The sequence below is a fragment of the uncultured Parasphingopyxis sp. genome (assembly GCF_937129435.1).
Classification (GTDB): Bacteria; Pseudomonadota; Alphaproteobacteria; order Sphingomonadales; family Sphingomonadaceae; genus Parasphingopyxis.
The window spans coordinates 51,681-62,962 of the sequence record NZ_CAKZNF010000041.1 but is presented as its reverse complement, the minus strand read 5'-3'; the positions used below and the strand labels follow the sequence as shown (position 1 = coordinate 62,962).

10 protein-coding genes are annotated in these 11,282 nt (G+C 63.9%); 3 read left to right on the top strand and 7 right to left on the bottom strand.

Annotation, left to right across the window (positions count from 1 at the left end):
• The first annotated feature begins 54 nt into the window (after positions 1-54).
• Positions 55-1,338: a UDP-N-acetylglucosamine 1-carboxyvinyltransferase gene (gene murA / locus Q0139_RS08155; RefSeq protein ID WP_298019940.1), complete on the top strand. Its 1,284-nt coding sequence runs from the start codon at positions 55-57 to the stop codon at positions 1,336-1,338.
• On the opposite strand, the gene Q0139_RS08150 is transcribed toward murA, so the two are convergent.
• Genes Q0139_RS08150 through Q0139_RS08135 form a run of 4 tightly spaced genes read right to left on the bottom strand, consistent with a single transcriptional unit; the run spans position 1,335 to position 7,419 of the window.
• Positions 1,335-1,850: a GNAT family N-acetyltransferase gene (locus Q0139_RS08150; protein WP_298019938.1), complete on the bottom strand. Its 516-nt coding sequence runs from the start codon at positions 1,848-1,850 to the stop codon at positions 1,335-1,337. The two genes, murA and Q0139_RS08150, sit on opposite strands and share 4 nt — an antisense overlap.
• On the bottom strand, positions 1,847-3,112 hold the full coding sequence (locus Q0139_RS08145) for a DUF445 domain-containing protein (protein ID WP_298019936.1): 1,266 nt from the start codon (positions 3,110-3,112) through the stop codon (positions 1,847-1,849). Before Q0139_RS08145 ends, Q0139_RS08150 begins: the two co-directional genes overlap by 4 nt.
• Entirely contained in the window at positions 3,109-6,180 is a 3,072-nt protein-coding gene (locus tag Q0139_RS08140) for an efflux RND transporter permease subunit (RefSeq protein ID WP_298019934.1), read from the bottom strand. Before Q0139_RS08140 ends, Q0139_RS08145 begins: the two co-directional genes overlap by 4 nt.
• Positions 6,181-6,189: 9 nt before the next feature.
• On the bottom strand, positions 6,190-7,419 hold the full coding sequence (locus Q0139_RS08135; RefSeq protein ID WP_298019932.1) for an efflux RND transporter periplasmic adaptor subunit: 1,230 nt from the start codon (positions 7,417-7,419) through the stop codon (positions 6,190-6,192).
• A gap of 217 nt (positions 7,420-7,636) precedes the next feature.
• On the opposite strand from Q0139_RS08135, the gene Q0139_RS08130 reads away from it, so the two are divergent.
• Positions 7,637-8,347, top strand: coding sequence for an SIMPL domain-containing protein (locus Q0139_RS08130; RefSeq protein WP_298019930.1), 711 nt, complete (start codon positions 7,637-7,639; stop codon positions 8,345-8,347).
• A 62-nt stretch (positions 8,348-8,409) separates the two neighbouring features.
• Here Q0139_RS08130 and Q0139_RS08125 read toward each other — a convergent pair whose 3' ends face one another.
• The 3 genes from Q0139_RS08125 to Q0139_RS08115 all read right to left on the bottom strand — a co-directional run bounded on the left by Q0139_RS08125 (position 8,410) and on the right by Q0139_RS08115 (position 9,619).
• Positions 8,410-8,685, bottom strand: a complete 276-nt coding sequence (locus Q0139_RS08125; protein ID WP_298019945.1) for a GlsB/YeaQ/YmgE family stress response membrane protein — start codon at positions 8,683-8,685, stop codon at positions 8,410-8,412.
• Positions 8,686-8,917: 232 nt separating this feature from the next.
• Positions 8,918-9,217, bottom strand: coding sequence for a DUF1153 domain-containing protein (locus tag Q0139_RS08120; RefSeq protein ID WP_298019928.1), 300 nt, complete (start codon positions 9,215-9,217; stop codon positions 8,918-8,920).
• A 105-nt stretch (positions 9,218-9,322) separates the two neighbouring features.
• Positions 9,323-9,619 carry a hypothetical protein gene (locus Q0139_RS08115; RefSeq protein ID WP_298019927.1) on the bottom strand — a complete coding sequence of 99 codons (297 nt, stop codon included), beginning with the start codon at positions 9,617-9,619 and terminating at the stop codon, positions 9,323-9,325.
• Positions 9,620-9,767: 148 nt separating this feature from the next.
• On the opposite strand from Q0139_RS08115, the gene mnmA reads away from it, so the two are divergent.
• Complete coding sequence (gene mnmA / locus Q0139_RS08110; protein ID WP_298019925.1) at positions 9,768-10,877, top strand: tRNA 2-thiouridine(34) synthase MnmA; 1,110 nt, start codon at positions 9,768-9,770, stop codon at positions 10,875-10,877.
• Positions 10,878-11,282 lie beyond the last annotated feature (405 nt).

Genomic DNA, 11,282 nt, shown 5'->3' with positions numbered 1-11,282 from the left:
CATCAAATCACGCCCGCTTTTGCAAATTCCGCGCGCGCCGCTAGAAGCCCGGCGATGGACTCGATTAAAGTCCGCGGTGGAAACCGCCTCTCCGGCACAATCGAAATTTCGGGCGCGAAGAACGCCGTTCTGACGCTGCTGCCCTGCGCGCTGCTGACCGACGAACCGGTCTGTTTCGAGAACCTGCCGCGGCTCGCCGATGTCGACAGTTTCATGCATCTGCTCAACCAGCATGGCGCGTCGACCATGCTCGAAGGCGGTCACAATGGCGGTTTCGGCCGCAAGATGACGATCAAGGCCGAACGGATCGCATCGACCGTCGCCCCGTATGATTTCGTGCGGAAGATGCGGGCTTCGGTTCTGGTGCTGGGGCCGCTGGTGGCCAGGGCAGGGGAGGCGACGGTGTCGATGCCCGGCGGCTGCGCGATCGGCAACCGGCCCGTCGACCTGCACCTGAAGGCGCTTGAGGCACTTGGTGCGGAAATCGAGCTCGCCGCCGGCTATGTGAAGGCGCATGCTCCCGATGGCGGTCTGCGCGGCGGGACGATCGCCTTTCCGTTCGTGTCGGTCGGCGCGACGGAAAACGCGCTGATGGCGGCCGTCCTCGCGCGCGGCGAAACGGTGATCGAGAACGCGGCGAAGGAACCCGAGATCGTCGACCTGTGCAACTGCCTCGTCGCGATGGGCGCGGAGATCGAGAATATCGGCCGGGCGACGCTCGTCGTGCACGGCAAGGAACGGCTCGGCGGCACGACCTATCGCGTCATGCCCGACCGGATCGAAGCCGGAAGCTATGCCTGCGCGGCGGCGATCACGGGCGGGGATCTGATGCTGGCCGGTGCACGCGGTGACGATATGCGCGCCGTGCTCGCCGAGTTGCGCGATGCGGGCGCCGAAGTCGAGGAAACGGGTGAAGGCATCCGTGTCGCCGCCGATGGCGCGTTGAAGCCGGTCAACATCTCGACCGCACCCTTTCCGGGTTTCCCCACCGATATGCAGGCGCAATTCATGTCGATGCTGGCTCTCGCAAAGGGCACAAGCCTGCTCACCGAAACGATTTTCGAGAACCGCTATATGCACGTCCCCGAACTGGGCCGTATGGGCGCCGATATCGAGGTCAGCGGGCGCTCGGCGGTCGTCAAGGGCGTCGACGAACTGGTCGGCGCGCAAGTGATGGCGACCGATCTGCGCGCTTCGATGAGCCTGATCCTGGCGGGCCTCGCCGCCAAGGGCGAAACGCATGTGCTGCGCGTCTATCACCTCGATCGCGGCTATGAGCGGCTCGAGGACAAGCTCGGCGCCGTCGGTGCCGATATCGAGCGGGTGAGCGAGGGTTAGACCGCCTCCCAGGCGAATCGGACGACCTTGCTGTCCTTGTATATTGCTTGGCCGATGTCGCCAAAGCCCATCTTTTCGGCCAGGCGGATCGAAGGCAGGTTATCGGGATCGATAATCGCGACGACGCGCCGAACGCCATGCTCGCGACGCACCCAGTCCAGGATCGCGACCATCGCTTCGCCGGCATAGCCCTTGCCGTGATAGTCTGCCGCGATCACCCATCCGGCCTCGGGAAAGGGGTCGAAGTCCTCGCCCAATCCCCGCCTTCCGTGAAACAGGCCGCACTGACCGGCAAAGGCGCCGCCGGCTTTCTCGCGAACGATGAGCGGGCCGTAACCGTAGAAGGACCAGCATCCCTCGTTACGGAGGACGCGGTTGAACGCGTCTTCGGGACTGTTTGACGGGAGGTAGCGGCCTACACCTTCGCTATTGATCATCGCCTCGATCATGGAGGCGTCGTCTAGTGTCGGCCGCGTCATGACCAGCCGGTCGGTCTCGATCGCCACGCTCATGTGAAGGTAATGATCGTGTGAATGGTCAGCCCGACCAGTCCGCCGACCAGCGTGCCGTTGACACGGATATATTGCAGGTCGCGGCCGACGGCGTTTTCCACCCGGCCGGTCACTGTTTCGGCATCCCAGCCGCGGACCGTGTCCGAGACCAGCTTGACCATGCCGTCGCCATAGTCGGCGACGGCACCCACGGTCGCGCGGCGGGCGAAGGTGTTGACCGTGCGATTGAGATCCTTGTCGTCCTGTAGCGTCCTGCCGAGATCGCGCAGGGCATCGCCGAGTCGCCCCTGCATGATGCGGTCGGGATCGCGGGCGGCGCGGAGCATGGCGCCGCGGGCATTTTCCCAGAGCCCGTCGATCCATTCGGTCACCGCCGGATTGGCGAGGATGTCGTCCTTGATGCGGTTCACACGCTCCTGCATTTTCGGATCGTGCTGCATGTCGAAGGCGAGGCGGACAAAGCCCTCATTCGCCTTGTCGCGCAACGGATGATGCGGATCGCTCTCCATCTGGATAAGCAGCTTTCTCAGGCCGTTAATGATGGCATCGGAAAGCCGGTCGTCGATCGCGAGCCAGCGCATGATGTTGTTCGCGCGCTCATAGACCATCTGCCGCACGACGGCCTCGTTCGAATCGAGGATATTGGCGGCCCAGCGCACCATGCCGTCGATGATGGGAACGTGGCGATTATCCTCCACCGCTGCCTCGAGCGCCTGGCCGAGCAGGGGAGACACGTCGATCTTGCGCATCCGGTCCGACACCATCGCCTTTGCCTGCTGGCCAAGCCGTTCGTCGTCGAGCGATTCGAGGATCATCACGACGAGCCGCGAGGCGCCCTGGCGGATCCTGCCATAATCTCCGTCCGGCTGGTTGAGAAAGCGCCCGATGGCACTGGCAATGTCGAACCGTTTCATGCGCCGGGCGACGACCGAAGCGGTGAGGAAATTCTCCTTGAGAAAGCTCGCCAGCGTATCGCCGATCCGATCCTTGTTGTTCGGAATGATGGCGGTGTGGGGAATCGGCAAGCCGAGCGGATGGCGGAACAACGCCGTCACCGCGAACCAGTCCGCCAGCCCGCCGACCATCGCGGCCTCGGCGAAGGCGGCGACGAAGCCCCAGGCCATGTGCCGGTCTTCCATACTGTGCGCCAGGATGAACACGCCCGCCATGAAGACCAGCATCCCCGTGGCGGTGCGCCGCATGGTGCGCGCACGGTCCTCGGAAAAGGCCGCGTCGGTTCCGCTGCGGAAAATCGGTGTCATTCGGCGGGCTGGACGGCGCCCTCGTCGCTGGCCGGCTTGGGGGTGACGAACCGGCCGAGCTTGCCGCGTATCCACCGTTCGAAGCTGTCGGCGATGCTGAAGCTTGCGGGAACGATCACCAGCGTGAGCACGGTCGACAGGATAAGGCCGCCGATCACCGTCCAGCCCATGGGCGAACGGAACGCGCCGTCACCGGTGAGCGCGAGTGCGGTCGGCACCATGCCCGCGACCATCGCCACCGTCGTCATCACGATCGGCTGGGCGCGCTTGTGCCCGGCATCGATGATCGCGGCATTCTTCTCGACGCCCTTGTCCATCTCCTCAATCGCGAAATCGACGAGCAGGATCGAGTTCTTGGCGACGATGCCGAGCAGCATCAGCAGGCCGATGAACACCGGCATCGACACAGCCTCGCCGACGAGCAGCAGCGCGATGCCGCTGCCAAGCGGAGCCAGCAGTAGCGACCCCATGTTGACGAGCGGCGCCATGATGCGCCGGTAGAGCAGCACGAGCACGGCGAAAACGAGTAGCACGCCGGAGATTACGGCGATCAGGAAGCTGTTGAGCATCTCGGCCTGCCATTCCTCGGGACCGGCGATCACGCGTTCGACGCCCGTGGGCAGGTTGTCCCAGATCGGCAGGGCATCGATCTCCGCCGACGCCGTGACGACGCCCGGTGCGAGATCCGCACCGATCACGATACGTCGCTGCTGATTGTAACGCTGGATTTCCGTCGGGCCGGAACCGAAACCGATATCGGCGACGAGACTCAGCGGCACCGAGCCTCCGCTGGAGGTCGGCACGGCGAGGTTTTCGATCGTCGAAAGGTCGCGGCGCGATTCCTCGGACAGGGCAACGCGAATCGGAATCTGCCGGTTGTTGAGCGAGAAGCGGGCGGCGCTCTGATCGATCTCGCCGATCGTCGCGACACGAATCGCCCGGCTCAGGTCGGACGTCGTAACACCCAGATCGGCGGCGAAATCGAGCCGCGGCGTGATCGTGATTTCGGGGCGCTGCAGGCCGCCATCGACACGCGGCGCAAGCACGCTGTCCAATTCGCTCATCTGGGCGATGATCTCATCGGCCGCCTGGTCGAGCAGATCGGGATCGCTCCCGCCGATAATGATCGAGATGTCGCGGCCGCTGAAACCACCCTGTTGCGACTGGAACGTCACACGAGCATCGGCAATTTCGCGCAGCTGCGGCGCGACGTCGCGCTCGAATTCGACACTGGTTCGCTCGCGATCATGGCTAAGCGTGATGAAGATACGACCGTCGCCGGTGTTGATGCGCTGGAACGCCGTTACAACCTCAGGCTGCTCGCGAATAATACGCGCGGCTTCATCGGACACCCGGGTCGTCTGCTCCAACGTCGTACCCGGCACCATTTCGATGCTGACGCGGCTGAAGTCATTGTCCTCGGTCGGCTGGAAAACGAGCGGTAGCTGCGCGAACACGAAAACCGTCAGCAGCATGGCGCCGCCCCCGCCGAGAATCGCGGTTTTCCAACGATGCACGAGCGACCATCTCAGAAGCGCCATGTAGCGATCCATCGCCCAGCCGCCGCCATGCTGGCGCACGCCTTCGGCCTTGAGGAAATAGGCGGAGAGCAAGGGTGTCAAAAGCCTGGCCACAGCAAGGCTCATCAGCACCGCGATCACGACGGTTACGCCGAACTGGATAAAGAACTGACCCGGAATGCCCGGCATGAAGCCGACGGGCAGAAAGACGGCGACGATGGCACTAGTCGTCGCAAGCACGGCCAGGCTGATCTCCTCGGCGGCGTCGATCGATGCCTGATAGGAGGATTTGCCCATCCGCATATGGCGAACGATATTCTCGATCTCGACGATGGCGTCATCGACAAGGACACCTGCCACCAGACTCAGCGCCAGCAGGCTGATGAAGTTGAGGGTGAAGCCCATCATGTCCATGAACCAGAAGGTCGGGATGGCGGACAGCGGGATGGCAATCGCCGCGATCAGCGTGGCCCGCCAATCGCGCAGGAACAGGAAGACGACGATGACCGCGAGGATCGCGCCCTCGATCAGGGCCTCCATGGCGGCGTCGTAATTCTCGATCGTGTAGTTCACCGACGTGAAGAGCCGGGTAAATTTGACGCCGGGATTCTCTTCCTCGATCTCTTCGAGGACGCGTAGGGCTTCCTCATAAACGACAACATCGGAGGCGCCCTTCGCGCGCTCAATACCGAAGCTGAGCACCTGACGGCCGTTGAGCCGGCCGATCGAACGCTGCTCGCCATATAGGTCCCGCACCTCTGCGATATCGGCCAGTTTCACGGTTCGCCCGCCGCCAAGCGCGATCTGCGTCTGGCCTAGCTCGTAGGCCGTTTCGGCGTTGCCGAGCACGCGGAGCGCCTGTTCCGAGCCAGCGACCTCGGCCCGGCCGCCCGTCGCATCGACATTTGTCTGGCGCAGCTGTGCGTTGATCTGGTTGGCGGTCACGCCGAGCGCTTCCAACTGCGCCGGATCGAGAATGACGCGGATTTCACGATCGACACCTCCGCCCCGGCCGACCGAAGCCATGCCTTCAACGCTTAGCAGCCGCCGCGAAACCGTATCGTCGACGAACCAGCTCAGCTCCTCGAGCGTCATGTCGACATTCTCGACGGCGAAGAACGCAATCGTCCCGCCGCCGTTGATCTCCACGCGGGTCACCTGCGGTTCAAGGATCCCGTCGGGCAAGTCGCCCCGAATCTGCGATACGGCATTGCGGACGTCGTTGACGGAACGGTCGACCGGCGTGCCGATATCGAACTGAATAAAGGTTTCCGAACTGCCCTCGCGCACCGTCGACTGAATCTCGTCGACGCCGTTGATGTTGCGGACGGCCGCCTCGACCCTTTGCGTCACCTGCGTTTCAAGTTCGCTCGGTGCGGCGCCCGGCTGCGCGACCTGCACGATGACGGCGGGGAAATCGATTTCGGGGCTGTCCGTGACGTCGAGCCGCGAAAACGCCACGATGCCGGCGAGCATCAGCGCCACGAAGAGAACCAGCGGCGGCGTCGGATTCTTGATCGCCCAGGTCGATATGGTGCGGAAGGACATCGGGCCGGCCTAGTTCGCGTCTTCGCTCGACACGCGCCGCGGGATGACTTCGTCGCCGACATTGATAAAGGCACCGGCCGACTGCACGACCTGCTCGTTACCGCGCAGTCCGCGGCGGATCGTGATACCCTCGTTCGACACCTCGCCGATCGTGACCGGACGGCGGACCACCTTGTTGTCCTCGTCGATGATGTAGACGTAATTGCCGTCGTCATCGCTCATCACCGCCGATTCCGGCAGCATCGGCGCATCGACCGCACCGCTGACGATTCGGGCGCTGGCGAACCCGCCGGGGCGCAGCGCGCGGTCATAGTTCAGGGCAATGCTCGCCGTTCCCTGTCGGCTTTGCGGGTCGATCGTCGGCGAGAGTTGCCAGATCTGCCCTTCGAAGCTCTGCGACGTACCGACGGGAATGACGGTCGCGCGCTGGCCGACCGACAGGCGGGCCAATGCGGCTTCGGAAACGCGCGCATTCATCTCCATCTCGCCGCCCTCGGCGATACGGAAAAGCGCACCGGAACCGGCGCTGACGACCTGCCCGGCCTCGACATTGCGTTCGAGGATCAGGCCGGCGCTCGGCGCACGGATGGCGAGGCGCGCGCTGCGCGCGTTGAGTTCGTTGCGCTGCGCCGTCGCGACATTGACACGCGCCCGGGCGGCATCGCGCGTCGCCGTCAGGCGATCGACATCGGCGCGGCTGATAAAGCCGCGATCGATGAGCTGGAGCGCGCGATCGAGGTTCGACTGGGCGAGCGCGAGATCGGCGCGGGCGACCTCGATATTGGCGTTGGCCGACTGGACTTGCTGCGCCTGAACCGACTGGTCGATGACCGCGAGCACCTGGCCCTGGCCGACCCAGTCGCCCGCGTCGACGAGAACGCGAGAGATCTGGCCGCCTTCGCCGGCCACGCCGACCGGAAGGTCGCGCCGGGCGGAAAGGCTGCCCGTCGCGGAAATGACATTGGACACGGTGTCGGACCCCGGGACGATCACGGTCACGGTCGGCAGGTCGCGCGGCCCCCCTTCGGCCCCGGCGACGCCTGCGCTTTCACCCGCGCCTTCCTCGCCTCCGCCCATGAACATCATGGCGAGCAGGATCGCGCCAACGATCGCCACGACGGCGATGATGATCGCCCGCCGCCGCTTGCGCCGCTTTTCCTCGGCCTCGAATTCGCCGATCGGTTCTACCCTGTCTTGGCCGAAACTCGGTTCGACGTTCATATCTGCCACCTTGAACATGCCTCCGGTGCTATCATTCGCACTGCTGTATTACCCTAATAAGACACAGGGAACAAGCCGGAGATGAAATCCGTTGCCCTTTGCGACGAATACCGGCCCAAAGCAAGGCAATCGGGCGGATTGAGTGGGTCGTTCATCGAAGCGTCACGGCGTGTCTGCTTGTCTGATCGTGAGCCGAATTAGCGGCATTTTCCGCAGTTGCGAAGGAGTTTCCACCATGCGAGTCATTACCCTGTCCCTGTTCGCCGCCACGTCCGCCGTCGCGGCGGCGCCGGTTGCGGCGCAAATCCAGGATGCCGTTTCGATCGAGGGAACGCGCCTCGAGATCATGGCGACCGGCGAATCGACGCAGGTGCCCGATCTGGTGATCATCAACGCAGGCGTCGTGACCGAGGCGCCGACCGCGCAGGCGGCGCTGGCGCAGAACGCATCGCAGATGCGCTCGGTTCTTGCGGCGCTTCGCCAGGCGGGAATCGCCGAACGCGATATCCAGACCGCGTCGATCAACCTCAATCCGCGCTACGATTACGGCAATGACCGGGCGCCGCAATTGGTCGGCTATAATGCCTCCAACCAGCTGACGATCCGGTTCCGGGAGATCGAACAGTCCGGCCCGATCATCGATGCGCTGGTTGCGCAGGGCGTCAACCAGATCAACGGTCCCTCGCTCCAGATCGAGGACCCCGATGACGCGCTCGATGCGGCCCGGCGGGATGCGTTGACCCAGGCGCGCGAACGCGCCGACATTTACGCATCCGCGCTTGGCATGCAGGTGACGCGGATCGTGGCGGTCAGCGAGAGCGGGAATAGCCGTCCGCCGATGCCGATGGCCATGCGCGCGCAGGCCGAATCGGACGCCTCGACCCAGATCGTGCCGGGCGAACAGTCGCTCAACGTGACGCTGTCGGTGGTTTTCGAGCTGCAATAGCAAAGAAAAGGGCCGGCGGATCGCTCCGCCGGCCCTTTCACGTGCCAAATGGATCTTTCGCTTTATCGAACGCGCCCGCGCTGGATCAGGTTCATGATCAACAGCAACACTACGGCGCCGCCAAAGGCGACGAGCAGGGTTTCGATATTGAACGGATTGTCGCGCATCCGGGCGGAAGCGCCGTCCATGATCAGGCCGTAGAGAAAGCGGCCCAGGATCGAGCCCACACAACCCACGATCACATTCCAGAAGATGCCCATCGAGGCATCGCGGTTCATCACGATACTGGCGAGCCAGCCGATGATGCCGCCAATGACGAGGGCGATTATCCAGTCCAACATGCTTCTTCTCCTCCTGTTGCGCCGCCCGACGGCGACCCCTTCAACGCTCACTCTACGCGCGGCCGAATGTTTTCGTTCCGCATCGGAAGGGTAGGACGACAGAGGGAGGAATCGAAGCGAAAAGTTGGCGGTCCCGAATCAAACGAAATTCCCCGGCCGCCAGACGGAGAGAGGCGACCGGGGAACCGTTTGCACGCTGGCGGCCGCTGCTCGGCCGTGCGGCGAAACCCTAATATTTCTGCTGGCGCTCGTAGAGGGCCTTGTATTGCTGGATACGCGTGACGCGCAGTCCCGGCATGCCGGAGCGGTCGATCGCGCGCTGCCAGCTCGCGAATTCCTCGACCGTCAGGTCATAACGCTCGCACGCCTCGTCGACGGTCAGCAGTCCGCCATTGACGGCAGCCACGACCTCGGCCTTGCGGCGCACGACCCAGCGGCGCGTCGAGGGCGGCGGCAGGCTGTCCAGCGTCAGCGGTTCGCCGAGCGGGCCGACGACTTGTGCCGGACGTATTTTCTGGTTCTCGATCATGCGTTTCCTCAAACGGGCTGAGCCGGTCCTTTGTGATCTTGTGCTGAACAGCTTCTAATCAAAGTCCGTTGAAAGAAGCCTAAAATGCGAGGGTTAACGGCCATGCTACCAAAGCTTCCCAATAGTTGATGCGCTGTCCGAAAGCGGGACGGCGGGGTTGAACCGGCCCGCCAGCGCGCTTCCCGAAACGGCGTTCGCCGCCGGGTGCGTGGCGGTGAGCAGCGCGATCAGCGCCCCCATGGCCGGCCGGGTATCGTCGGCTGCCTCGATTGCGCGGGCGACGCGCGCCGTCGGCTGGCTGCGCTGGTGCGCGCCCAGCAAGGTGACGAGCGCCGGATAGTCGAGCACCGTATCGGCGAGCGACCCCGAACGGGTATCGAAAGAGGCGAGGGCCATGTCCATGCGCCCATCGTTAGGGAAGAAGGTTGAAAACCCCGTAAAAATCGCCGCAAGGCTTTGGTCATGATCGTTAGCCGGGCGTTTAGAACCGGCGAGGGATGCGATGCGCCCCTTTCATGCGCGCGCATCCGCCATTAAATAGCCCGCCATCATGCATACCGATTTCCAGCTCGACCGGCCCGCCAGCGAGGCCCGGATCGTCGTCGCCATGTCGGGCGGCGTCGATTCCTCGGTTGTCGCCGCGCTCGCCGCGAAGACGGGGGCCGAGGTGATCGGCATCACGCTGCAGCTCTACGATCATGGTGAGGCGACCAGGCGGACCGGAAGCTGCTGCGCCGGTCAGGACATCCGCGACGCGCGCGCCGTCGCCGAAAGGCTCGGCATCGCGCATTATGTCTTCGATTATGAAAGCCGCTTCCGCGAATCGGTGATCGACGAGTTCGCCGACGAATATATGGCCGGGCGGACACCGATTCCCTGCATCCGCTGCAATCAGGGCGTGAAGTTTACCGATCTGTTGACGATGGCGCGCGATCTGGGCGCCGACTGCCTCGCCACCGGCCATTATGTCCGCCGCGTTGTTGGCGAGCAGGGCGCCGAACTCCACCGCGCCGCCGATCCCGCGCGCGACCAGAGCTATTTCCTGTTCGCCACGACGCAGGAGCAGCTCGACTATCTTCGCTTCCCGCTGGGCGGGATGCCGAAGTCGGACGTGCGCGAGATTGCCAAGGATTTGGGCCTCATCGTCGCGGCGAAGCCCGACAGCCAGGACATCTGTTTCGTCCCCGATGGCGACTATGCCAAGATCGTGAAGAAGGTTCGGCCCGAAGCGGGTGAGGGTGGCGAGATCGTGACACGCGAAGGCGAGGTGCTCGGCGAGCATAAGGGCCTGATCCACTTCACCGTCGGCCAGCGCCGCGGCCTCGAAATCGGCGGCCAGCCCGAACCGCTCTATGTCGTCAAGCTGGAGCCCGAGACGCGCCGCGTGATCGTCGGCCCCAAGCGCGCGCTGGCGGTGGGTGCCGCGCGGATCGTGGACGTGAACTGGCTCGGCGAGGACTATGTCGGCGAGATGACCGCCAAGGTCCGCTCGCTCGCCAAGCCCGTCCCGGCGCGCTTCGACGGCGAAACGCTGACCTTCGACGCCCCCGAATACGGCGTCGCCCCGGGGCAGGCGGCGGTGCTCTACAAGGGCGACCGCGTCATGGGCGGCGGCTGGATCGCCGAAACGATGGCGGCGGAAGCGGCTTTGGCAGCTTAGGCTGAGCGCCGCTCTTCATAGACGTTTATCCCGAGTGCGATTCCGAGATCAGTGAGTCCGTTGAGTAGTTCGCAGTCGAACATTTCTCCGGTATCGCCATTCGGATACCAGAAAACGTAAACGTAGGCAGAGCCCCCGGAACGGCGAAACTCTGAAAAAACTCGCGAGAATGCGTTAGCTCGGAAACGGCGTTTTGAAGTTCGTCGGCCAGTTTACCATCGGTACCCACGCAAATATCGAAGCAGCAATAGCTTTCATCGCGCACTCCACCAAGCGCTGTGCCTTTCGGGGTCATTCGAGGCTCGCCAACCGTCCAACCTGCCTTCGGTCGGTGATTCAGCGCGCTCGAAAGTTGTTCGGCGGTCAGTGTTGGATGATGCACGCGCAAAGATATGGCGTATTCGA

Excerpts from the sequence above, each read along its gene's own strand:
- Q0139_RS08135 (WP_298019932.1), bottom strand. The coding sequence starts at position 7,419 with ATGTTCAAGGTGGCAGATATGAACGTCGAACCGAGTTTCGGCCAAGAC.
- Q0139_RS08145 (WP_298019936.1), bottom strand. The coding sequence starts at position 3,112 with ATGACACCGATTTTCCGCAGCGGAACCGACGCGGCCTTTTCCGAGGAC.
- Q0139_RS08115 (WP_298019927.1), bottom strand. The coding sequence starts at position 9,619 with ATGGACATGGCCCTCGCCTCTTTCGATACCCGTTCGGGGTCGCTCGCC.
- Q0139_RS08140 (WP_298019934.1), bottom strand. The coding sequence starts at position 6,180 with ATGTCCTTCCGCACCATATCGACCTGGGCGATCAAGAATCCGACGCCG.
- murA (WP_298019940.1), top strand. The coding sequence starts at position 55 with ATGGACTCGATTAAAGTCCGCGGTGGAAACCGCCTCTCCGGCACAATC.
- Q0139_RS08150 (WP_298019938.1), bottom strand. The coding sequence starts at position 1,850 with ATGAGCGTGGCGATCGAGACCGACCGGCTGGTCATGACGCGGCCGACA.
- Q0139_RS08130 (WP_298019930.1), top strand. The coding sequence starts at position 7,637 with ATGCGAGTCATTACCCTGTCCCTGTTCGCCGCCACGTCCGCCGTCGCG.
- mnmA (WP_298019925.1), top strand. The coding sequence starts at position 9,768 with ATGCATACCGATTTCCAGCTCGACCGGCCCGCCAGCGAGGCCCGGATC.
- Q0139_RS08120 (WP_298019928.1), bottom strand. The coding sequence starts at position 9,217 with ATGATCGAGAACCAGAAAATACGTCCGGCACAAGTCGTCGGCCCGCTC.